Source organism: Bordetella ansorpii, assembly GCF_900078315.1.
Classification (GTDB): domain Bacteria; phylum Pseudomonadota; class Gammaproteobacteria; order Burkholderiales; family Burkholderiaceae_B; genus Bordetella; species Bordetella ansorpii.
Genome location: NZ_FKBS01000029.1, coordinates 55,734 through 76,399, shown reverse-complemented (window position 1 = coordinate 76,399; position 20,666 = coordinate 55,734). Strand labels below are relative to the sequence as shown.

22 protein-coding genes are annotated in these 20,666 nt (G+C 67.6%); 9 read left to right on the top strand and 13 right to left on the bottom strand.

Going from position 1 to position 20,666, the window contains the following annotated elements:
• Positions 1 to 49: 49 nt before the first annotated feature.
• From A7W11_RS22250 to A7W11_RS22235, 4 genes are all read right to left on the bottom strand, one after another.
• Positions 50 to 583 carry an A24 family peptidase gene (locus A7W11_RS22250; RefSeq protein ID WP_066419536.1) on the bottom strand — a complete coding sequence of 178 codons (534 nt, stop codon included), beginning with the start codon at positions 581 to 583 and terminating at the stop codon, positions 50 to 52.
• Positions 584 to 603: 20 nt separating this feature from the next.
• Entirely contained in the window at positions 604 to 807 is a 204-nt protein-coding gene (locus A7W11_RS22245; RefSeq protein WP_066134336.1) for a Flp family type IVb pilin, read from the bottom strand.
• Between the two features lie 130 nt (positions 808 to 937).
• Positions 938 to 2,476, bottom strand: coding sequence for a sensor histidine kinase (locus A7W11_RS22240; RefSeq protein ID WP_066419535.1), 1,539 nt, complete (start codon positions 2,474 to 2,476; stop codon positions 938 to 940).
• A gap of 5 nt (positions 2,477 to 2,481) precedes the next feature.
• Entirely contained in the window at positions 2,482 to 3,150 is a 669-nt protein-coding gene (locus A7W11_RS22235) for a response regulator transcription factor (protein WP_066419534.1), read from the bottom strand.
• Positions 3,151 to 3,409: 259 nt separating this feature from the next.
• On the opposite strand from A7W11_RS22235, the gene A7W11_RS22230 reads away from it, so the two are divergent.
• A complete protein-coding gene (locus A7W11_RS22230) occupies positions 3,410 to 4,291 on the top strand; it encodes a lytic transglycosylase domain-containing protein (RefSeq protein WP_066419533.1) in 882 nt (293 codons plus the stop codon).
• A 90-nt stretch (positions 4,292 to 4,381) separates the two neighbouring features.
• On the opposite strand, the gene cueR is transcribed toward A7W11_RS22230, so the two are convergent.
• Both cueR and A7W11_RS22220 read right to left on the bottom strand, forming a co-directional pair.
• A complete protein-coding gene (gene cueR, locus A7W11_RS22225) occupies positions 4,382 to 4,792 on the bottom strand; it encodes a Cu(I)-responsive transcriptional regulator (RefSeq protein ID WP_066419531.1) in 411 nt (136 codons plus the stop codon).
• A gap of 30 nt (positions 4,793 to 4,822) precedes the next feature.
• The gene (locus A7W11_RS22220; protein WP_066419529.1) at positions 4,823 to 7,141 is read right to left on the bottom strand and encodes a heavy metal translocating P-type ATPase; all 2,319 of its coding nucleotides are present in this window, start codon (positions 7,139 to 7,141) and stop codon (positions 4,823 to 4,825) included.
• Between the two features lie 172 nt (positions 7,142 to 7,313).
• Here A7W11_RS22220 and A7W11_RS22215 point away from each other — a divergent pair, with 172 nt between their 5' ends.
• From A7W11_RS22215 to A7W11_RS22195, 5 genes are all read left to right on the top strand, one after another.
• Positions 7,314 to 7,511 carry a heavy-metal-associated domain-containing protein gene (locus tag A7W11_RS22215; RefSeq protein ID WP_066419526.1) on the top strand — a complete coding sequence of 66 codons (198 nt, stop codon included), beginning with the start codon at positions 7,314 to 7,316 and terminating at the stop codon, positions 7,509 to 7,511.
• Between the two features lie 201 nt (positions 7,512 to 7,712).
• Positions 7,713 to 8,441 (top strand): glutathione peroxidase, encoded by a 729-nt coding sequence (locus A7W11_RS22210; RefSeq protein ID WP_066419524.1) that lies wholly within the window; start codon positions 7,713 to 7,715, stop codon positions 8,439 to 8,441.
• Positions 8,442 to 8,516: 75 nt separating this feature from the next.
• Positions 8,517 to 9,962 (top strand): dihydrolipoyl dehydrogenase, encoded by a 1,446-nt coding sequence (locus A7W11_RS22205; protein ID WP_066419522.1) that lies wholly within the window; start codon positions 8,517 to 8,519, stop codon positions 9,960 to 9,962.
• A gap of 152 nt (positions 9,963 to 10,114) precedes the next feature.
• Complete coding sequence (locus tag A7W11_RS22200; RefSeq protein WP_066419520.1) at positions 10,115 to 10,591, top strand: hypothetical protein; 477 nt, start codon at positions 10,115 to 10,117, stop codon at positions 10,589 to 10,591.
• 65 nt (positions 10,592 to 10,656) lie between these two features.
• On the top strand, positions 10,657 to 11,178 hold the full coding sequence (locus A7W11_RS22195) for a hypothetical protein (RefSeq protein WP_066419519.1): 522 nt from the start codon (positions 10,657 to 10,659) through the stop codon (positions 11,176 to 11,178).
• An 85-nt stretch (positions 11,179 to 11,263) separates the two neighbouring features.
• Here the strand turns inward: A7W11_RS22195 and A7W11_RS22190 are convergent, their stop codons facing one another.
• Positions 11,264 to 12,121, bottom strand: coding sequence for a 23S rRNA (adenine(2030)-N(6))-methyltransferase RlmJ (locus tag A7W11_RS22190; protein WP_066419517.1), 858 nt, complete (start codon positions 12,119 to 12,121; stop codon positions 11,264 to 11,266).
• 9 nt (positions 12,122 to 12,130) lie between these two features.
• Complete coding sequence (ugpQ, locus tag A7W11_RS22185) at positions 12,131 to 12,877, bottom strand: glycerophosphodiester phosphodiesterase (protein WP_066419516.1); 747 nt, start codon at positions 12,875 to 12,877, stop codon at positions 12,131 to 12,133.
• Between the two features lie 272 nt (positions 12,878 to 13,149).
• Here ugpQ and A7W11_RS22180 point away from each other — a divergent pair, with 272 nt between their 5' ends.
• Positions 13,150 to 15,114, top strand: a complete 1,965-nt coding sequence (locus A7W11_RS22180) for a SurA N-terminal domain-containing protein (protein ID WP_066419515.1) — start codon at positions 13,150 to 13,152, stop codon at positions 15,112 to 15,114.
• 70 nt (positions 15,115 to 15,184) lie between these two features.
• Here the strand turns inward: A7W11_RS22180 and A7W11_RS22175 are convergent, their stop codons facing one another.
• On the bottom strand, positions 15,185 to 15,820 hold the full coding sequence (locus tag A7W11_RS22175) for an arylesterase (RefSeq protein WP_066419514.1): 636 nt from the start codon (positions 15,818 to 15,820) through the stop codon (positions 15,185 to 15,187).
• On the opposite strand from A7W11_RS22175, the gene A7W11_RS22170 reads away from it, so the two are divergent.
• Positions 15,819 to 16,490, top strand: a complete 672-nt coding sequence (locus A7W11_RS22170; RefSeq protein WP_066134377.1) for an ABC transporter ATP-binding protein — start codon at positions 15,819 to 15,821, stop codon at positions 16,488 to 16,490. The genes A7W11_RS22175 and A7W11_RS22170 overlap by 2 nt on opposite strands.
• 98 nt (positions 16,491 to 16,588) lie before the next feature.
• Here the strand turns inward: A7W11_RS22170 and A7W11_RS22165 are convergent, their stop codons facing one another.
• Both A7W11_RS22165 and A7W11_RS22160 read right to left on the bottom strand, forming a co-directional pair.
• Positions 16,589 to 17,533, bottom strand: a complete 945-nt coding sequence (locus A7W11_RS22165) for a DMT family transporter (protein WP_066419508.1) — start codon at positions 17,531 to 17,533, stop codon at positions 16,589 to 16,591.
• A 132-nt stretch (positions 17,534 to 17,665) separates the two neighbouring features.
• The gene (locus A7W11_RS22160) at positions 17,666 to 18,187 is read right to left on the bottom strand and encodes a DUF2059 domain-containing protein (protein ID WP_066419506.1); all 522 of its coding nucleotides are present in this window, start codon (positions 18,185 to 18,187) and stop codon (positions 17,666 to 17,668) included.
• A 324-nt stretch (positions 18,188 to 18,511) separates the two neighbouring features.
• On the opposite strand from A7W11_RS22160, the gene A7W11_RS22155 reads away from it, so the two are divergent.
• Entirely contained in the window at positions 18,512 to 19,150 is a 639-nt protein-coding gene (locus A7W11_RS22155; protein ID WP_066419505.1) for an FMN-binding negative transcriptional regulator, read from the top strand.
• Positions 19,151 to 19,206: 56 nt separating this feature from the next.
• On the opposite strand, the gene A7W11_RS22150 is transcribed toward A7W11_RS22155, so the two are convergent.
• Positions 19,207 to 19,989 carry an aldolase gene (locus A7W11_RS22150; RefSeq protein WP_066419503.1) on the bottom strand — a complete coding sequence of 261 codons (783 nt, stop codon included), beginning with the start codon at positions 19,987 to 19,989 and terminating at the stop codon, positions 19,207 to 19,209.
• Positions 19,990 to 20,012: 23 nt separating this feature from the next.
• Positions 20,013 to 20,663 carry a glutathione S-transferase family protein gene (locus A7W11_RS22145; RefSeq protein ID WP_066419501.1) on the bottom strand — a complete coding sequence of 217 codons (651 nt, stop codon included), beginning with the start codon at positions 20,661 to 20,663 and terminating at the stop codon, positions 20,013 to 20,015.
• Between the last annotated feature and the right edge of the window lie 3 nt (positions 20,664 to 20,666).

The window sequence follows — 20,666 nt, the reverse complement described above, 5'->3', positions numbered from 1 at the left end:
AGAAGGTCAGGGTCGGTCGCCAGCCGGGTCGGCCTGGCGCGGGGCAAGGCTAGGTGTGGCCCCACAGGGCGAAGGCGCCGCCGCAGGCGATGGCCAGCCCGTAGGGAATGCCTTGCACGGGTTGCTCCTGCAAGGCGTGCGGCACCGGGAACACCATGGCCGACAGCCAGGCGTTGATCTGCAGCAAGCCGAAGCCCAGCGTGCGCTCCACCATGCGCAGCAGCGGCAGCATCAGGGCCAGCACGCCGCCCGCCAGCGAGGTCACGATCAGGAAGACGAAGGTCTGGTCGCCCAGCCACAGCGCCAGCACCGCCATCAGCTTGGCGTCGCCCGCGCCCATCCAGCGCATGGTGAACAGGACGTAGCCCGCCACCAGGATGCCCGCCGCGGCCAGCACGCCGGTAAGCAGCCAGTTGCGCACCTCGGGGTTCGCGCCTTGCATCAGCATCCAGCCGGCGTAGCCCGCCCACGCCACCAGCAGCGTCAGCACCAGGCGGTTGCTGATCCGGCGGTAGAGCAGGTCGGAGACGGCCGCCCAGGCCAATGCCGGCAGGATGATGAAGGCAGGCAACGAAGAACCCATGGTGCTTGCGTGGGCCCTGCTCAGCCGCCCGACTTGGTGTCGGTGCCGGCTTCGGTGATGTCGGAGGCGATGGCGTCGAACTTGTTGCGCAGCGCGGTGATGAAGGCGCCGTCGGAGCCGAAGATGACGCCGACGGCCGCCGCCATGGCGGCGGCCAGGATGCCGTATTCGATGGCGGTCACGCCGCTTTCGTCGCGCAGGAAGTCTCGGATTCGGGAAGTCACGGAATAATCCAGAAAAAAAGGGGTCTATGCGTGGCGCAGGCCGTCGGGCAGGCCGTCGACCGTACAGACGTTATTAGGACTCATTTGCATAGAGAGGGGCAACACTCGGATCATTAAGACTCGTTCAGGATCAATGCGCGGCGGGCGCCTGCGGCAGGTGCAGCAAGGCCAGCAGGCCGCGCGTGCGGGTCGGACCCGACTCGTGCAGGCGCGGCAGATCGTTGTCGGCCAGCACCAGGCTGCCGCCGTGCAGTCCCGCCACGGCCTGCACCAGCGGCAGGCCCAGGCCATGTCCGGCAATGGCGCGGTCGCGCGCCAGGCGGCGGAAACGCTGCACCGCCTGGCCGCGCTGGTTGGTGTCGATGCCGGGGCCTTCGTCGGCGACGCCCAGTTCGACCGCATCCGCGCGTTCGCGCGCCAGCAGCGTGACGGCGCTGCCTTCGGGCGCGTACTTGATGGCGTTCTCGACCAGGTTCACCATGGCCTGGAACAGCAGCGGCCGGTCGCCCACCAGATGCAGCGGCTCCTCGATGCGCAGGTGCATCGTCAGATGGCGTTCTTCCGCCAGCACGCCGTAATAGTCGTTCAGGTCCGCCAGCATGGCTTGCGCGTCGATCGGCGAGGATTCATGGTGGCAGCGGCCGGTCTCGATCTCGCTGATGCGCATCACCGTGCGGAACAGGTACTGGATGTGCCGGATCTCTTCCTCGGCCAGCGCCACCTCGCCGCTGGTGGCCGTGCTGCCCTGCGCGGCTTCCGCCACATTGGACAGCCGCTGCTGCAGGCGCGTCAGCGGCGTGCGCAGTTCGTGGGCGATGTGGTTGGCGGCATTGCGCACTTCCTCCATCAGGAAATCGATGCGCTCCAGGGCGGTGTTCACGTCCTTGCCCAACTGGTCGAATTCGTCGTGGCGGCCCAGCACGCCCACGCGCGAGTCGGTTTCGCCCCGCGCGAAACGCGCCATCGCCTGCCGGATGCGGTTGATGCGCTTGGTGGCGTCGAAGCTCGAGTACATGCCCACGCCCAGGCTCATCAGCAGGGCCGTGAACACGCTCAGGCCCACCACCAGCGGCACGGGATAGATGCGGTTGAGCATGGGCAGGATGTCGTAGGCCACCACGTAGCGGCCGCCCTGGGGCAGGGTATAGGCGTAGCCCAGCCATTCGCGCATGCCCTGGTCGCTGTCCAGCGAAGCACGCAGCCAGCCGCTGCACGCGTGCGCGCCGGGCGCGCACATGTCGGTCGACAGCAGTTCGGGCATGCCATAGGCCAGCGTGCCGTCGGCCGCCTGCACCGCGGCGGCGCGTTCGCGCCTGGGGGTGGCTTCCGACTGGCCCAACTGGCGGGCCAGCTGCTGCGTGCCATCGCGGTCGCCCAGGCCCTGGCGGGCGCGGATCTCGGCCGAGATCATGTCCTTGACGTGGCGCACCATCACCTGCTCCAGCAGGTTCTGGCCCCAGGCGATCGAGCCCAGCGTCACCAGCAGGAAGATGAACGCCACGCACGAGGCCTGCCGGAAGTGGCTGTTGTACAGCGGCGCGATCTCGCCATTGGCGCCCATGGCGACCACGCGTGGGCGGTCGCCGCGCCAGAACGCATGCCACGTTCCCGACGAGCCAGGCTGCAGGAACCCCCTGCGCAAGCCGGCGGCGACGATACTCCAGCTCATGCCGCTCAACCCAGGACGTAACCCATGGCACGCACGGTCCGCAGCAGCGGACGGGTGAAGTCCTTGTCGATCTTCGAGCGCAGTTTCGACACGTGCACGTCGATCAGGTTGGTGCGGGGATCGAACTGCAACCCCCAGACCTTTTCCAGCAGCATGCCGCGCGGCACGGTCTGGCCCGCGTGCTCGGCCAGGGTGCTCAGCAGCAGGAATTCCTTGTCGGTCAGCATGATGGGCCGGCCCGACCGCGTCACCTTGCGGCGCATCATGTCGATCTGCAGATCGTGCACGCAGAGGTGGGGGCCGTTGCCGGGCGCCTCTTCGTTGCGTCGGACCAGCAACTCCATGCGCACCATCAGTTCGGGGAAGTCGAAGGGCTTGCCCAGATAGTCCTGGGCGCCGGCGCGCAGGCCTTCCACGCGTTGCGAGGCCTGGTCGACGGCGGACAGGATGATGACCGGCGGATGCGGCTTGCCGGCCAGGCGGCGCAGCACCTCGATGCCGTCGATGCCGGGCAGCATGCGGTCCAGCACGATGATGTCGAAAGCCTCGCCATCCAGGGCTTGCAGCGCCTGTTCGCCGGATTCGACGGGGACGCAGTGGTGGCCACTGGACTGGAACTTGCTCACCAGCCAATAGCTGACCTTGCTGTCATCCTCGATCAGCAGAATTCGCATGCTTTTCCTCACCAAGCTGTCGCATTGCCCGGAAACCCGCGCACGGCGCGGCTGCGCCTACAGGCGGAGTCATCCATTCGCCTGATGGGGTTCCGTGTTAACAGCATGATCCTAATCCGCACTCTTGTTCTTCTGCGACAAACTTAAGCAGATTTAATGATAACCCAAATAGAAATGGTTTTCATTACGTCATAATGGCGAATCCGCCAAAAATCGGCCGCGCAGCCCTGCCGGCCATCGCCCTTGCTTCCGTTTCCGCATGCCTGCCCACGCCCGATCGCCGCTGCCGCGGCAATGCCTGATTGCCTTGTCGCTGTGCTGCGCCGCCGTCGGCGCGCGGGCGGCCGACGTCTATGTGTCGTTCGGCGCGCAGGGGCAGGCCTCGTTTGCCGCGACGGCGCTGGATGACAGCTACCGCCTGCTGTTCAAGGACTTGAAGGGCGCGCCAGCAGGCCGCCTGGCCGAGCCGCCGGCGGACGTCAAGGGCGCGCTGCAAAGCGCCGCGTCGCGGCACGGCGTGGATTATGCCTTGCTGTACGCGGTGGCCCAGGCCGAGTCGGGATTCGACACGCAGGCGGTATCGCCCAAGGGCGCCGTCGGCGTCATGCAACTGATGCCGGACACGGCGCGCCGCTATGGCATCACCGGCGAAGACGCGCTCGCGTTGAAGGACAACATGCACCGGTTGCATGGCAACGTCGATGCGGGCAGCCGCTACCTCAGCGACCTGCTCAGGCTGTTCGGCGGCGATACCGAACTGGCGGTGGCGGCCTACAACGCAGGGGAGGGCGCGGTGCAGCGCTCGGGCAACCGCATTCCGAACTACGCGGAAACGCGCACGTACGTCGAGCGGGTGATGGGCACGTACCGCCGGATGGCGGGCGGTCCCGTCGCGTCGGCGGTCTCGCCGCTGGCCACGGCGCCGGCGCCCGATCTGCCCGAAGCGGCGTCAGCGATGCCTCGGTCGCCACAAATACCGGCCAGGATGATCGCCGCGCCAGTTCGCGGCGCGGGCCATGGCGGGCGTGCGTCCGTGCAGATCTACCTGGGCGCCACCCAGGAAATCCAGCGGTTCGAAAAAGGGTTTGCCGTGAAGCCACCCCCGGCCCTGGCGGATTCTGGCGTCGGCGGGACGCGATAAGGGACGCACGGTACGGCATGCGCCGGCGGTGTCCCGTACTTGCCATGGCAATCCGGACGGCCGGGGCACCGGGGTCTTGAGCATCGCGCCTCAGGCCACCTGCGCGCCGCCCGTCAACCCGCTCAACTGATCGATGATCGGGCAATCCGGCCGCTTGTCGCCATGGCAATGCTTTGCCAGGTGCTTCAGCGTGTCCGCCATCTGTTGCAGTTCGGCGGCCTTGCGTTCCAGTTCTTGCACGTGTTCGAGCGCCATGCGTTTCACGTCGGCGCTGGCGCGGCTGCGGTCGCGCCACAGCGCCAGCAGTTCGTGCATCTGCTCCACCGAGAAGCCCAGTCCGCGCGCGCGGCGCACGAAGTGCAGCGTGTGCAGGTCGGCGTCGCTGTAGACGCGATAACCCGAGTCGGTGCGTTGCGCCGGGCCGATCAGGCCGATGCTTTCGTAGTAACGGATCATCTTGGCCGAGATGCCCGAGGCTTGCGAGGCTTGTCCGATATTCATGGCGACGCGTTTCCGAAACAATGAAAGGGATCAGGCCGCCGCCGGCCGGAAGGCCTTCAGGCGCAGCGCGTTGCCCACGACGAACACGCTGGACAGCGCCATCGCGCCCGCCGCCAGCATGGGCGACAGCGCCACGCCATAGGCGGGATACAGCGCGCCGGCCGCCAGCGGAATCAGCGCGGCGTTGTAGGCGAACGCCCAGAACAGGTTCTGGCGGATGTTGGCCAGCGTGGCGCGGCTGATGGCGATGGCGGTCGGCACGCCGTTGGGATCGCCCGCCATCAACACGACCGACGCGGCTTCGATGGCCACGTCGGTGCCCGTGCCGATGGCCACGCCGACATCGGCAGCGGCCAGGGCGGGGGCGTCGTTGATGCCGTCGCCCACGAAGGCCACGCGCCGCGCATCTCCATGCCGGGCGTCGCCACGCCGCGACTCCTCGCGCAGGGCATGCACCGCGCGCACCTTGTCTTCCGGCAGCACCTCGGCGCGTACGTCGTCGATGCCCAGTTCCCGCGCCACCGCCTGCGCGGTCTCGCGGTTGTCGCCCGTTATCATGGCCGTGCGCAGTCCCTGCGCGTGCAGCGCCGCGATGGCCTGCTTCGCCGTAGGCTTGATCGGATCGGCCACCGCGAGCATGGCGGCGGCGCGGCCGTCGATGGCCACGTACACGGGCGTCCAGCCCTTGCGGCCCCATTCGGCGGACTGTTCGCCGAAGGCCGAGACATCGGCCCGCTGCGCGGCCATCAGGCGCGCCGCGCCCGCCGCGATATTCCGGCCCTGCACCCGGCCCCGTACGCCCGCGCCGGATTCGGCCACGAAATCCTCGGCCCCCGGCAATTCGATGCCCCGCTCGCGGGCCGCCGTCACGATGGCCTGCGCAATGGGGTGCTCGGACCGCGCCTGCACCGACGCCAGCAGGCGCAGCAGCTCGTCTTCCGACGCCACCGCCGCGTCGGGCGCCAGCCGCAGCGCGGCCAGGGCCGGCTTGCCCTGTGTCAGCGTGCCCGTCTTGTCGAAGGCCACCACGTCCACATCGCGCAGCGTCTGCAAGGCGTCGCCATGGCGGAACAGCACGCCCAGGTCGGCGGCGCGGCCCGTGCCCACCATGATGGAGGTCGGCGTGGCCAGCCCCATCGCGCAGGGGCAGGCGATGATCAGCACCGCCACCGCATGCACCAGCGCGCTGGCCAGGGCGGGCGGCGGTCCCCAGACCAGCCACGCGGCGAAGGTGAGCAGGGCGGCCGCCATCACCGCGGGCACGAACCAGCCGGTGATGCGGTCCACCAGCGCCTGCACGGGCAACCGCGCGCCCTGTGCGTCTTCCACCATGCGGATGATGTGCGCCAGTTGCGTGTCGGCGCCGGTGCGCGTCACGCGCAGCGTGAAGCTGCCCGAGGTGTTCAGCGTGCCGCCCGTCGCCGCATCGCCCACGGTCTTCTCGACGGGCACCGGTTCGCCCGTCAGCATGGACTCGTCGAGATACGAGCGGCCTTCCGCGATCTCGCCGTCCAGCGGGACCTGTTCGCCGGGCCGCACCAGCACGTGGTCGCCGACACGCACCTCGTCGACGGGCACGTCCATCGGCTGTCCGCCGCGCAGCACGCGTGCGCCGCGCGGCTGCAGCGCGGCCAGGCGGCGGATGGCCGCGCCCGTGCGACCCTTGGCGCGCGCCTCCAGCATGCGGCCCAGCAGGATCAGCGTGACGATGACCGCTGCCGCCTCGAAATACACCGCGCGCGCGCCCTCGGGCAGCCATTGCGGCGCGAACGTCGCCACCGTGGAATAGCCCCAGGCCGCGCCCGCGCCCAGCGCCACCAGCGAGTTCATCTCGGGCGCGCGGCGCCACAGCGCCGGCAGGCCGATGGCGAAGAACGGCCGCCCCGGCCAAGCCAGCACCGCCGTGGTCAGCGCGAATTGCAGCAGCCAGCTGTTCTGCTGGCCCAGCGTGGCGTGGATCCAGTGATGCCAGGCGGGCGCCAGATGGCCGCCCATCTCGATCACGAATACCGGCAGGGTCAGCGCCACGGCGACGGCCAGCGCCACACCCAGCCGCCGCGCATCGGCGTCGCGCGCCTGGGCCTGCCGCTCGGCGTGGCCGTCCTGCGCCACGATCACCTGCGCCGTGTAGCCGGCGCGAGCCACGGCGGCGATCATCGCCTCGGGCGCGGCGTGGTCCGGCTCGTAGGAGACCTGCGCGCGTTCCGTGGCCAGGTTCACGCTGGCGCTCTGCACGCCGGGCACGGCGGACAGCACGCGCTCGACCCGCTTCACGCACGATGCGCAGGTCATGCCCTCGACGGAAAGATCCAGCTGGACGAAAGAAGATGAGGTGGTGGCTGCGCGCATGGCATGGCCGTCCGATGTCGTTGGGAACGGTTCCACTATCATCCTTCCCATCGTGGGAAGGTCAAGCGGCCATTGTAGGCTTGACCTTTCCATCTTGGGAAGGTTTAGACTGGCTTCGCATCGGGTCGCAAAGGCCCGCCAGACATCGCGTTTTTCTTCAGGAGCAACAGCAATGGCAATCGAACTGACCGTCCCGGACATGACCTGCGGACATTGCGTCAAGACCATCACCGAGGCCGTGCAGGCCGTGGCGCCGGGCGCCCAGGTGCACACCGACCTGGCCACGCACCAGGTGCGCATCGAAGGCGCGGCCCAGGCCGAGCCAGTTCGCGCCGCCATCCGCGAAGCGGGCTACGACGTGCAGGGATGAGGCGGGCGTCGAGGAGGCACCGGGCGGACCGCCGGCGCCTTCCCACTTTGATAGCTAAAATACAATCTTCACGTCGAATGAAAAAGCTATAAGCTATCAATCAATTAAAATAATTAAATTAGATAAATTGATAGTTAGTATTTATAGTTCTTCCCATGCCGGTGCGCATCCCGCTGCACCCACCCATCAGGAGAACTCCACATGCTGCAATCCCGCGAAGGCCAACGCGTTCCGAACGTCACTTTCCCCGTCCGTCAGGGCAATGACTGGAAGACGCTGACCAGCGACGAGCTGTTCAAGGGCAAGACCGTCGTGGTCTTCTCGCTGCCGGGCGCCTTCACGCCCACCTGCTCGTCCTCGCACCTGCCGCGCTACAACGAACTGGCGCCGGCCTTCCGTGCCGCGGGCGTGGACACCATCGTCTGCCTGTCCGTCAACGACACCTTCGTGATGAACGAATGGGCCCGCGATCAGGAATCCGAGAACATCACGCTGCTGCCCGATGGCAACGGCGACTTCACCGACGGCATGGGCATGCTGGTCGACAAGCGCAACCTGGGCTTCGGCAAGCGCAGCTGGCGCTATTCGATGCTGGTGCGCGACGGCGTGGTCGAGAAGATGTTCATCGAACCCGAGAAGGACGGCGATCCTTTCGAAGTGTCGGACGCCGACACCATGCTGAACTACCTCGCCCCGCAGGCCAAGAAGCCCGACCAGGTCGTCGTGTTCTCCAAGCCGGGTTGCCCGTTCTGCATCGAAGCCAAGGCCCTGCTGGAATCGCGTGGCTTCGCCCCGGTCGAGATTCCGCTGGAGCACAAGGTGCGCGGCCGTGTCATCGGCGCCGTGTCGGGCAAGGGCACCGCTCCGCAGGTGTTCATCAACGGCACGCTGATCGGCGGCCTGGAGCAACTGCAAGCCCACCTGGGTTGATCGGCTGACGCTCGGCATGACCGCGGCGGCGCGCGGCATCGCGCGCCGCCGCATGAAGAATCGCGAGGGAAGAAAATGAAGACTCTGCATACCGATGTGGCCGTGATCGGCGCCGGCACCGCCGGCCTGGCCGCCTACCGTGCCGCCCGCGCCGCGGGCAAACGCGCGCTGCTGATCGAGGGCGGCGTGTACGGCACCACCTGCGCACGGGTTGGCTGCATGCCGTCCAAGCTGCTGATAGCCGCCGCCGAGGCGGCGCATGCGGCCGCGCACGGCGCGCCGTTCGGCGTGCATGTCGACGGCGCCATCCGCGTGGACGGCGCCGAGGTGATGGCGCGAGTCAAGCGTGAGCGCGACCGTTTCGTGGGCTTCGTCCTGGAGGGCGTGGAAAGCATTCCCGCCGAAGACAAGCTGCATGGCCATGCCCGTTTCCTGTCCGACGGCATCCTGCGCATCGAAGGCCATACCGAGGTGCATGCCGGCAGCGTCGTCATCGCCTCCGGTTCCTCGCCCGCCATTGCCGGGCCGCTGCGCGGCCTGGGCGACCGGCTGGTCGTCAACGACGACGTATTCGCCTGGGACGACCTGCCGCGCCGCGTGGCCGTGTTCGGACCCGGCGTGATCGGGCTGGAACTGGGCCAGGCCCTGTCCCGCCTGGGCGTGCAGGTGCGCGTGTTCGGCGTCAGCGGCAGCCTGGGCGGCATCAGCGATCCCTCCGTGCGCCAGCGTGCCCGCAAGATCTTCCAGGAAGAGTTCTACCTGGATCCGGATGCCCGCGTGCTGGACATCGCGCGCATCGGCGACGAGGTAGAGGTCCGCTACCTGGCGCTGGACAACACCGAACGCACCGAGCGCTTCGATTACGTGCTGGCCGCCACGGGCCGCAAGCCCAACGTCGACACGCTGGATCTGCAGAACACCTCGCTGGCGCTGGACGGCCGCGGCGTGCCGGTCTATGACCGCTACACGCTGCAGGCCGGCGACTCGTCCATCTTCATCGCGGGCGACGCCAACGCCGATGCGCCCTTGCTGCACGAGGCCGCCGACGAAGGCCGCATCGCCGGCGACAACGCCGCGCGGTTCCCGTCGGTGCGGCCCGGCGCGCGCCGGGCCCCGCTGGGCGTGGTGTTCTCCGATCCGCAGATCGCGCTGGTCGGCACGCCGCACGCCAGGCTGGAGCAGGGCGGTTTCGTCGTGGGCGAGGTCGACTTCGGCGACCAGGGCCGCTCGCGCGTCATGCTGAAGAACCGCGGCATGCTGCGCGTGTATGCCGACATCGAAAGCGGCCGCTTCCTGGGCGCCGAGATGGTCGGGCCGAGCGCCGAGCACATCGGGCACCTGCTGGCCTGGGCCGTGCAGCAGGAACTGACCGTGGCGCGCATGCTGGAGATGCCGTTCTACCACCCCGTGGTGGAGGAGGGGTTGCGCACGGCGCTGCGCGATGCACAGGCAAAGTTGGCCGAGGCGCAATCGGCGGCCAGGGTGCAGGCGCAGGAAGCGGTGTCGGCGGCGCAGGCTTGAAAGGCAGCTATCTGCCGCGTGGGATGCGCGGTGGACACAGAAGCGCATGATGTGGGCTGTTCGCGCCATACGGCGCAACGCCCTCATGCGCTTTTCATGTCTGAGTCCGGGATTACTCTACAGTCGGATCCCGACAACCCGCTGGAGCACGCATGTTGCGCAGGCTGCCATCCGATGCTGTCACCATCGAGGTCTTGAGCGGGCCGGACGAGGTTGCGCGATGCCGCCTGGTTCTTGCCGCCGGACAGGTTTCCGAAGAACTCACGGGTTGTGTGCTGGAGGCGTGCTATGCCTGGCAGCAGGGCTACATGGTTTTCCTGACGCAGGACATGCTGTTCGAAGAGGTCTTGGTCGTCTATCTATTGGATAGCGGCGGGAAGGTGCTCGATCAGGCCCGACTGAGTGCGCTTTATACCGCCGCTGCCGTAAGCGATCTGCGGGAACATGGCTCCAGCAGTATCCTGTTTTCCTTCTTCCATGCGGATGAATGGGAAGTCAGGCTTTACATGTCCGCTCAGCGGTGCTGGCGCTGGCCATGGCCTGGCAAGCTGGTAAAAAGATCCTTCCAGCTGCGGCGATACTTCGACCTGGTCATGCGAGTCGCTCCCAGCGAGACTGACAGCCGCTGAGGCCGCCACGTAGCCAGTACCGTCGGGTGGCGTGCATTGCAGCGTATCCATCAAGGCCTGCCCGCATGAAGCTTACTTCCGCCTTCGACGTCGAAATGAACGGCATCGTCCTGCTCGACAGGGAGGTGTTGCACGCCGTTCTGGGTTGGACGCCCGCGGCAGGAGAAACGCGCGATCTGATGCACGAGTTTTTCAACTCGGACCTTGGAGACGAGGTCGTCACCGCAGGCGCTGTCGTGCCGCTGTTGTCCATCGACGATGGTGCCTATGAACTGTTCTGCCGTCCGGCCGCCCGGCATAGTCGGATCGAGGAGGCGTGGATCGTGGCACGCAATGGCCAGTTCCCCCTGGAAGTGACGCGCCATGCCGCGTTTCATGACCTGGCAGCCCTGACGGAATGGCCCTGGTCCGAGAGCGGGCTGGATGCCGGTATTCCGCCTGGCTGCTACAGCGTATCCATCAACGGATTTCGCGTCATGGAGAGCGGAGTCATCACCCGTGCGGGATACGAATTCGTCTACGCGCCAGTGCCTGAACGCATCGTATCCACCGGGCGGATCGACGCCGCGATGCGCGTGTTTTTCTGACGACGGCTGCGCAAAAAAGCAAAGGCCGGGGCGGATGTCCGCCCCGGCCTCGATATTGCCGCGATGGGAATCGCGGCTTACCGCATCAACCCTCGAACTGATCCAACGTAAACCCCGCCCGCTCATCCTGCGCAAACTCCTTCGCCAGGAACGGCATCGCTTCTTTCAGCGCCGCATGCAGCGTCCACGGCGGATTCACCAGGAACATGCCGCTGCCGTGCAGGCCGAAGCCATCGGACGCCGGTTTCTTCACCGTCAGCGTGGCATGCAGCCAGCTCTTGACCTGCAGATGCTGCAGTTGGCGCGCCAGCTCTCCGGCCTCGACCCGCTGCACCAGCGGATACCAGACCATGTAGGTGCCCGTGGCGAAGCGCTTGATGCACTCCTTCACCGTCAGCAGGGTGCGGCGGTAGTCGCGCTTGTCTTCATACGAGGGGTCGATCAGTACCATGCCACGGCGCGTGGGCGGCGGCAGCAGCGCTTTCACGCCCTCGAAGCCGTCGGTGCCGAACACGGTGACCTGGCGCAGCGACGGGCTGGTGCGGTGTTCCAGGTTGCGCATCAGCACGTCGATTTCGGTGGGGTGCTGCTCGAACATGCGCATGCGGTCGCGGTCGCGCATGGCGTCCAGCGTCAGCCAGGGCGAGCCGGGGTAATAGCGCAGGCGGCCGTCCGAGTTGTAGCCGCGCACGCGGGCCACGTACTCGGCCAGGATGGCCGGCAGGTCGCTGCGGTCCCACAGGCGGGCCACGCCCTCGGCGTGCTCGGCGTTCTTGGCCGACCAGTCGCCGTCCAGCTGGTACAGGCCCGCGCCGGCATGGGTGTCCACCACCCAGTAGGGGGCGTCCTTGCGGTTCAGGTAGTCCAGGGTGTGGATCAGGATGGCGTGCTTGAGCACGTCGGCGTGGTTGCCCGCGTGGAAGGCGTGTCTATAACTGAACAAAGCGGTGTCCTAGGCGGCCGGCCGGATGGCGGCCAGCTCGTCGGTGAAAATGGCGTCGACGCCCCAGTCCAGCAGCAATTGCGCGCGGGCGGGGTCGTTGACGGTCCAGGCGCACAGGCGGTAGCCCGCTTCGTGCACGGCCCGGACCAGCTCGGGGGTGGCGTGTTTCTGGTTGATGTTCAGGGCTACGCAATCATGCTTGCGCAGGCGCGCGGCCCAGTCCTCGGGGATGGTCGACACCAGCAGGGCGCGCGGCAGTTCGGGGGCGGCCTGGTGCGCGGCGGCCAGCGCCGTCTCCGAGAACGAGGACAGCAGGGGCGGCACGGCCGCGCCTTGCCAGAACCGCCGGGCCAGCAGCGCCACGGCCGTGCCGGTCTCGGCGTCGCGGCCGGGGCAGGGTTTGATCTCGACGTTGCAGGCAATGCCGTTGGCCAGGGCCTGGCGGGCGATGGCGTCGAAAGTGGGGATGGGTTCGCCGGCGAACTCCGGGCCGTGCCAACTGCCGGCGTCCAGCTGCGCCAGCTCGACGTAGTCGCGCAGCCTGGCCGGGCCGTGGCCGTTGGACGTGCGGTCGAGGTCGTCGTCGTGCAGCAGCACCGCCACGCCGTCGCGGCTCAGTTTCACGTCGAACTCGGCCATGCGATAGCCGTGCTGCCGGCCCGTGCGCATGGCGGCCAGCGTGTTTTCGGGAGCCAGGCGGCCACCGCCGCGATGGGCGATATGCGTCGGGTAGGGCCAGTCGAAAGCGGCGGTCATGGGGGCGGGGCGGGCGAGGGCGCGCGGGAAAAGGGCGCACAGGAGCGCCGCAGGACCTGCAAGCATAACAGCGCGCTTCACTGGTTGTTGCAGCGCTATGGCCGAAATACCGGTATTGCGGGGTTGATTTTGCATGACGGCGCCAGACCTTGCATGGCGCGTTGTGATGGTAAACTCCGGCCACCTAGCAAGGGCGAATCGATCGCCCTTTTTTATGCGCTTTCTGAAGCCCCGGCGTGCCGACGCATGCCGGGCGTGGCAACAGGGATTCCATGTTCGAGTTTATTCGCACTCATCGTCGCTGGATGCAGTTCATCCTGCTGCTGCTGATCGTTCCGTCCTTCCTGCTCGTCGGCGTGCAAAGCTACGATAGCTTCGTCAACCGCGAGCCCGAGCTGGCCGACGTGGGCAAGCAGGAAGTGTCGCGCGCCGAGTTCGACGCCGCGCACCGCAATCAGCTCGAGCAGATGCGCCAGCGCATGGGGTCGCGTTTCGACCCCGCGCTGGTCGACACCCCGGCCATGCGCCGCGAGCTGCTGGACCAGTTGATCGATCAGCGCCTGCTGGCCCAGGTGGCCGCCGACAACCGTTTCTCGGTGTCCGACGGCACGCTGCGCAACACCATCGCCGCCATTCCCCAGGTCCAGGACAACGGCCGTTTCTCGCCCGAGCGCTATCGCCAGGTGCTGGCCGGCCAGGGCCTGACGCCGACCACGTTCGAGGCCGGCCTGCGCCGCGACCTGGCCGTGTCCCGCGTGCTGCAGCCCGTCACGTCGTCGGCGCGGCTGCCTGCTTCGGTCATCGACGGCATCGAGTCCGCCTTCGTACAGCAGCGCGTCGTGCAGATGCGCACGTTCGCCGCCGCCGATTTCCGCGGCAAGGTCCAGGTGTCCGACCAGGATGTCCAGGCCTGGTACGACGCCAACAAGCAGCAACTGGAAGTGCCCGAGCAGGTGCAGGCCCAGTACCTGGTGCTCGACGAGTCGGCCGCCACGCAGGGCGTGAAGGTCAGCGACGCCGACATCGAGAGCTACTACAAGCAGAACCAGTCTCGCTACGGCCAGCCCGAGCGTCGCCGCATCAGCCACATCCTGATCCAGGTGGCACCGGGCACGTCCGAAGCCGACCGCAAGAAGGCGCGCGAGCAGGCCGACGCCATTGCCAAGCAGGCCGCCGCCAACCCGGCCGGCTTCGCCGACTTGGCCCGCAAAGATTCGCAAGACGCCGGTTCGGCCGCCCAGGGCGGCGACCTGGGTTGGGTCGTGCCCCCCAGCCTGCAGCAGGCCGTCGCGTCGCTGTCCAAGGATCAGGTCTCCGGCGTGGTCGAAACGCCCGCGGGTTTCCACATCCTGAAGGTCACCGACTTCCAGGCCGGCACGGTGCGCCCGTTGGCCGAGGTCAAGGACCAGGTCACGGCCGAGATCCGCAAGCAGATGGCTGCGGCCCGCTTCTCCGACATGGCCACCAGCCTGACCAAGCTGGTGTACGACCAGCGCGACAGCCTGCAGCCCGCCGCCGACGCGCTGGGCGTGAAGCTGCGCACGGCATCGGGCATCACCCGCAACGGCCTGTTGCCCGCCACCCAGGCTGGCGCGGGCGCCGCGTCGGCCGGCCCCGATGCCCAGATGCTGGACAATCCTCGCGTGCGCCAGGCCCTGTTCGGCTCGGAAGTGTTGCGTGACAAGGCCAATTCGGGCGTCATCGAACTGGCGCCCGACACGATGATTGCCGTGCGTGTGCAAGAAATCAAGCCGGCCCACGTGCCGGCCCTGGCCGATGTCAAGGCCAGCATCCATGACCGCCTGGTGGCCGAGCGCGCCACCAAGGCCGCCCGCGAAGCCGGCGAAGCTGCCCTGAAGGGCCTGCAGGACGGCCCGGCGCAAGCCACCGCGCCGGAAGGCTTCGGCCAGCCGGTCACGGTCTCGCGCCAAGATCCGGGCCAGACGCCGACACCCCTGCTCGAGACCATCATGGGCATGGCGCCCGCCACCGAAGCCAAGCCCGGCTACGCCGGCGTGGCCATGGGCAATGACTACACCGTGGTGCGCCTGAACAGCGTGGGCGCCGGTACGGCGTTCACCGCGGACCAGCGCACCATGCTGGGTAGCCAACTGGGCGAAGCCTGGGGCGCCGCCGAACAGGAAGCCGTGATCAAGGTGCTGCGCCAGCAATACGACGTCAAGGTGCTGCCGGGCGCCGAGACGCTGATGAACGCGCCGGTGAACGAAGCGGGCTGATCGTCTTCAGCACAGCCTGAATGAAAAAGGCCGAACGCCATCGCGTTCGGCCTTTTTGCTTGAGAAAGCCCTACAGCATCGGCTGCAGCTTCGGCCAGACGTTGTCCAGCAGCTTGGACTGGGCCTGTTCGTTGGGGTGGATGCCGTCGGCCTGGAACATGGTGCGGTCGGCGGCGATGCCGTCCATCAGGAAAGGCACCAGCGGCGCGGATTCGTCCTTGGAGACGGTGGCGAAGACCTGCATGAAGCGCTCGGTGTATTCGCGGCCGTAGTTCGGCGGAATACGCATGCCGACCACCAGCACCTTGGCGCCGGCTTTCGTGGCGGCCTGGGCCATGGTGCGCAGGTTCTTCTCGGTCATGTCCAGCGACAGGCCCCGCAGCGCGTCGTTGGAGCCCAGTTCCAGCACCACCACCGCGGGGGTGTGCTGCTTGAGCAGGGCGGGCAGGCGCGTGACGCCGCCGCTGGTGGTGTCGCCGCTGATGCTGGCATTGACGACACGGTAATTCGGGTATTGTTCGGCTATCCGGCGGGACAGCAGCGGGACCCAGCCGGTGCCGCGCGCGATGCCGTATTCGGCCGACAGGCTGTCGCCCACGACCAGTACGTTGCGGGAACCCGCCGCGGGCTGGCTGGTCTGAGCCTGGGCGGTGGAAAACAGAGCGGCCGCGGCGGCCGCCAGAAACACACGGAAGAGTAGGCGCATGAATAGCATCAATTCGATCGAGGTGAAGGGGCTGGGCAAGCGCGTGGCCGATGCCGGCGGCGAGCTGTCGATACTGGATGGTATCGAATTTAGCGTGGCAAACGGCAGCGCCGTGGCCATCACGGGCAGTTCGGGCTCGGGCAAGTCCACGTTGCTGGGACTGCTGGCCGGCCTGGATGTTCCCTCCACGGGCAGCGTCAGGCTGGCCGGACAAGACCTGTTTTCCCTGGACGAAGACGCGCGCGCAAGGCTGCGCGCCAATCACGTGGGTTTCGTGTTCCAGTCGTTCCAGCTGCTGCCCAACCTGACCGCGCTGGAAAACGTGATGCTGCCGCTGGAGCTGGCCGGCCAGCCAGCGCGCGAGCCGGCCCAGGCCATGCTGGAACGCGTGGGGCTGGGCAACCGCCTGCATCACTACCCGCGCACGCTGTCGGGCGGCGAGCAGCAGCGCGTGTCGCTGGCGCGCGCCTTCGTGGTGCGTCCCGAGCTGCTGTTCGCGGACGAACCCACGGGCAGCCTGGATGCGGCCACGGGCGAGACGGTCATCGACCTGATGTTCGAACTGCACCGCGAGCAGGGCGCCACGCTGGTGCTGGTCACGCACGATCCGCAACTGGCGGCGCGTTGCGGACGGCAACTGGTGCTGTCGGCCGGGCGTCTGGTGGCCTGAGGCGGCAAACGCGGGCGTGATGGAAAACCGTCCCGCCTGCCATCGCCTCAAGCCCCGCTAGAGCCCCGCATTCCGGCTCAGCAAAGGCCGAGCCCGTGTCAGCGCGCCAGAGCGGCCCGCCGCGCGCGCCGCCACTCCAGCGCGCCGATCCCCATGCCGCTTGAGCAGATCACCGCAATCCCCACCCACGTCAGCGAATCCGGGAAATGCCCCCACATCAGCCAGCCCACCGTGGTGGCGCTGATGATCTGCAGGTAGGTGAAGGGCGCCAGGATGGACGCCGGCGCGTTGCGATACGCGCCGATCTGCAGCAGATGACCCAGCGCGCCGGTCACGCCGGTGGACAGCAGCGCCAGCCAGGTCCAGAGGTCTAGCGCCTGCAGGGCGGGCAGGGCGGGGGGCAGGGCGATGGGCATGGCGAAGGTCAGCACCACCGTGCCCACGCCGCCGCTCCAGACCAGCGAGGTATACGGGTCGTCGCGCGCCACGCGGCGCGTGCAGATGTACTGGGCCGCGAAGCAGCAGGCCGTCAGCAGGCCGGAGATGACGCCCGCCAGCGGCAGCCCGCCGCCGGGGCGGATCACGATCAACACCCCCGTGAAGGCGATGCCCGCCGCCACCCAGCGTGACAGCCGGGGCGGTTCGTTCAGCAGCCACGGGGCGCTGGCCAGCACGATCAGCGGGGCCAGGAAGCCGATCGCCGTGGCCTCGGCCTGCGGGATGTAGTGCAGCGTGTTGAAGAACATCAGCGTGGCGCACAGCATGGCGCCGCCGCGCATCATCTGGTCCCGGGGAGACACCGAACGCACCACCCTCCAGCCGCGGCGCGGCACCAGCAAGGCCAGCACCAGCACCAGGTGCATGGCATAGCGGACCCAGGAGAGGATCAGCAGCGGCACGCCCGCGGCCATGAGCCATTTGCCGCTGCCGTCCAGGCAGGACAGCGTGAACAGCGACAGCACCAGCAGCGAGATGCCGGTCATGGGGCGGGTAGTGGGAACGGCCGCGCGTGACGCGGCCGGGGCAGGCTGGGCCCCGGGCATGCAGGTCTCCTCGTTATCGTGTCGGACCGGCTGCATGCGGCGGCCGGCAGGGCGTCATGATACGCCTGTGCCGGCCGGGGTCTGTTGGTGCGCCGCCACGCGAACGCTTCATCCGCGTGAACAACGCCAGGCCTATTTCAGATTGGGCACCGCCGCCTGCAGTTTCTGCACGGTCTGCTGGCCCAACACCTGGGCCTTCTGCTGCAACTGGGGCAGGCGCTGCATGGTCAGCGCGGCGGTCTTCTGCGACACCAAGGGCATTTTCTCGACCACCAGCTTGCCCGTGGGCGTCTGGTAGAACGTGATCAGGCTGTCGATCTCGGCTTGCGAGAACGTCTCGCGGTACACATTGGCCACGTCCTGCATGTAGGCCGGGCCGGTCACTTCCTGGGCGACCAGCGCCGTCAGTTGCTGCGCGAAGTCGCTCAGGATTTTCTGCGTCTGCTTGCGCTGGTCGGCGGTCAGGGTCTGCTGGGCCAGCCGTTGCTGCAGGCTGGCGTTGATCGAGGCACTCATCTGCTGCACGATCTGGTTCGCCTGGGCCTGTACCTGCGTCACTTCCATCAGTTTTCTGACGGAGGCGTCGCTGGCTTGCGCAGCGTAAGACAGGACGGGCATCAGGCCCAGGGCTAGGCAGGCGAGTTTGGCGCGCATGGTGATTCCCGATGATGGCATGTGGCGAAGCGCCGCCACGGCTGGGAAGTCCGGTCGCGCGCGGCATGGACAAACAGCGTAAAACCCTGAGAATCGGGCGGGCGGCCGGCTCTCATGCGGAATGCCGTCGCGAACGCCGAAACTGCTTGCGGCAGTGTATCGGAAGCATTCCATAAAAGTGGACCGGAAAAAATAGCAATAACTGGACGTTCATATACGTCCAGTTACGGCGCATGATTCCGGCATCCCGTTTTCGCGCACCGCGTCCGCCCCATTCACGGTGGGCCGGCATGGCGGGGGGCGATTTTTCCAGGAAGCCAGGCCATGTACGTACCGCAACACTTCTCCGTCTCCGACGCCGCCATTCTGCACGAACTGATCCGCGCCTATCCGCTGGGCATGCTCGTCACGAACGGCGCCAATGGCCTGGATGCCAATCACATCCCGTTTCTGCTGGACGTGGCCGACTCGGGCCAGGCGACGTTGCACGCGCACGTGGCGCGCAACAATCCTGTCTGGCAGGACGTGGCCGACGGCAGCGAGGTGCTGGTGGTGTTCCGCGCTGGCGACGCCTACATCTCGCCCAACTGGTATCCCAGCAAGCACGAGGCGCACAAGCAGGTGCCCACCTGGAACTACCGGGTGGTGCACGCGCACGGCCGCATCACCGTGCTGGACGACGAGCGTTTCGTGCGCGGCGTGGTGGCGCGCCTGACGCGGGTGCATGAGGCCTCGCAGCCCAGCCCCTGGAAAATGACCGACAGCGCGCCGGAATTCATCGACACGATGTTGAAGGCCATCGTCGGCATCCAGGTCGACGTGACGCAACTGGTGGGCAAGAGCAAGCTCAGCCAGAACAAGTCGCTGCGCGACCTGGAATCGGCCGGGGCCGCGGTGATGGCGCAGGGCCATTCCGATCTGGGCGGCGCCATGCTGGCCTGTGCGGCCGAGAAGACGCCGTAATTCCGCGCCCCGCCGGTACAGCGGGGCGCCCCGTTTCCCCGCCGGAACCGCGACGATCAGCCCAGCACGTCCGGGTGATTGCGCAGCGCCTTGCGGGCGTTGTAGGCAAAGCCGACTTCGCTGCGCTTGGGCGTGAGGATCCAGTCGTGCGCCTCCTTGCCCAGTTCCGGCGGAATCGGCCTGATGGTGCCGGCCGACATGGCCAGCAGTTGCATGCGGGCGGCGCGCTCGAATTGCAGCGCCATCTGGCAGGACATTTCGACGCTTTCCGTGGCGACCAGCATGCCGTGATGCGTCAGCAGGATGGCGCGCTTGTCCTGCAGGGCCGCGCTGATGATCTCGCCTTCCTCGTTGCCCACGGGCACGCCTGGCCAGTCCTTCAGGAAGGCCACGTCGCCGTACAGCACGCAGTTGTCCATGTGGCTGATCTCCAGCGGCACTTCCAGCATGGACAGCGCGGCCGCATGCAGCGGGTGTGTGTGGATGATGCACTGCACGTCGGGCCGGGCGCGGTAGATCCAGGAATGGAAGCGGTTGGCGGGATTGGCCATGCGCTCGCCTTCCAGCACGTTCAGGTGTTCGTCCACCTTCAGCAGGTTCGAGGCCGTGATTTCGTCGAACCCCATGCCCAACTGCTGCGTGTAGAACGTGCCCGGTTCGCCGGTGCGCGCGGTGATCTGGCCGGCCAGGCCGGAATCGTGGCCGCCGTCGTACAGGATGCGGCAGGTCAGCGCCAGCTTCTGGCGCAGCGACCAGTTGCCGCCGGCCAGTTTCTGTTCCATGTCCCGCTGGGCCTGCTTGACCAGCTGGTCCTTGGACAAGGTCATCGTATCGGTCATAGATCGTCTCCTGAAGGTAAAGATTAATCCGGATCGCCGTCCAGCAAGGGCACGTAGCCCGGCAGGCGCCGCATGCGGGCCAGCCACTGCAGGATGGCGGGATGGCCGGAGAGGTCGTAGCCGCCCAGCGCCGCCATGGCCGTGTACGGGTACAGGGCGATGTCGGCGATGGTGGGCGTGTCCCCGGCGAAATAGGGTTGCGTGGCCAGATGCTGTTCCATGACCGCCGCGGCGCGGTAGCCGATCTCGCGCCATGCCACGATGGCCGGGTCGTCGGCCCGCGCGGTGCGGCGCAAGTGCACCAACAGGCGCGGCTGGGCGTAGGCATGCATGTGCTGGGTCTGCTCGAAGCTCAACCACATCAGCACGCGCGACTGCGTGCGCGTGTCCTCGGGCAGCCAGGGCGTGCCGCGCCCCAGGTACCAGAGGATGGCGGGGGACTCGGCCAGCCAGTCGCCGTCCGCGGTCTGCAGCACGGGCACCTGGCCGATGGGGTTGATGCGCAGGAATTCGGGCTGCGCCAGGTCTCCCTGCAGGATGTCCAGCGAGCGGCGCCGCACGTCCAGGCCCATGCAGCCGCAGGCCAGGCGGATCTTCCAGGCGTTGCCCGAGCGCAGCGTGTCGACCAGCAGCAGGTCCCGGCCTTTCAAGGGATGCGAAGGATCGGTGGTCATGGT

Coding starts and splice junctions, on each gene's coding strand:
- A7W11_RS22145 (WP_066419501.1), bottom strand. CDS start 20,663: ATGACCACCGATCCTTCGCATCCCTTGAAAGGCCGGGACCTGCTGCTG.
- A7W11_RS22230 (WP_066419533.1), top strand. CDS start 3,410: ATGCCTGCCCACGCCCGATCGCCGCTGCCGCGGCAATGCCTGATTGCC.
- A7W11_RS22240 (WP_066419535.1), bottom strand. CDS start 2,476: ATGAGCTGGAGTATCGTCGCCGCCGGCTTGCGCAGGGGGTTCCTGCAG.
- A7W11_RS22205 (WP_066419522.1), top strand. CDS start 8,517: ATGAAGACTCTGCATACCGATGTGGCCGTGATCGGCGCCGGCACCGCC.
- A7W11_RS22195 (WP_066419519.1), top strand. CDS start 10,657: ATGAAGCTTACTTCCGCCTTCGACGTCGAAATGAACGGCATCGTCCTG.
- ugpQ (WP_066419516.1), bottom strand. CDS start 12,877: ATGACCGCCGCTTTCGACTGGCCCTACCCGACGCATATCGCCCATCGC.
- A7W11_RS22215 (WP_066419526.1), top strand. CDS start 7,314: ATGGCAATCGAACTGACCGTCCCGGACATGACCTGCGGACATTGCGTC.
- A7W11_RS22180 (WP_066419515.1), top strand. CDS start 13,150: ATGTTCGAGTTTATTCGCACTCATCGTCGCTGGATGCAGTTCATCCTG.
- A7W11_RS22155 (WP_066419505.1), top strand. CDS start 18,512: ATGTACGTACCGCAACACTTCTCCGTCTCCGACGCCGCCATTCTGCAC.
- A7W11_RS22150 (WP_066419503.1), bottom strand. CDS start 19,989: ATGACCGATACGATGACCTTGTCCAAGGACCAGCTGGTCAAGCAGGCC.
- A7W11_RS22210 (WP_066419524.1), top strand. CDS start 7,713: ATGCTGCAATCCCGCGAAGGCCAACGCGTTCCGAACGTCACTTTCCCC.
- A7W11_RS22200 (WP_066419520.1), top strand. CDS start 10,115: ATGTTGCGCAGGCTGCCATCCGATGCTGTCACCATCGAGGTCTTGAGC.
- A7W11_RS22170 (WP_066134377.1), top strand. CDS start 15,819: ATGAATAGCATCAATTCGATCGAGGTGAAGGGGCTGGGCAAGCGCGTG.
- A7W11_RS22220 (WP_066419529.1), bottom strand. CDS start 7,141: ATGCGCGCAGCCACCACCTCATCTTCTTTCGTCCAGCTGGATCTTTCC.
- A7W11_RS22165 (WP_066419508.1), bottom strand. CDS start 17,533: ATGCCCGGGGCCCAGCCTGCCCCGGCCGCGTCACGCGCGGCCGTTCCC.
- A7W11_RS22160 (WP_066419506.1), bottom strand. CDS start 18,187: ATGCGCGCCAAACTCGCCTGCCTAGCCCTGGGCCTGATGCCCGTCCTG.
- A7W11_RS22235 (WP_066419534.1), bottom strand. CDS start 3,150: ATGCGAATTCTGCTGATCGAGGATGACAGCAAGGTCAGCTATTGGCTG.
- A7W11_RS22250 (WP_066419536.1), bottom strand. CDS start 583: ATGGGTTCTTCGTTGCCTGCCTTCATCATCCTGCCGGCATTGGCCTGG.
- A7W11_RS22175 (WP_066419514.1), bottom strand. CDS start 15,820: ATGCGCCTACTCTTCCGTGTGTTTCTGGCGGCCGCCGCGGCCGCTCTG.
- cueR (WP_066419531.1), bottom strand. CDS start 4,792: ATGAATATCGGACAAGCCTCGCAAGCCTCGGGCATCTCGGCCAAGATG.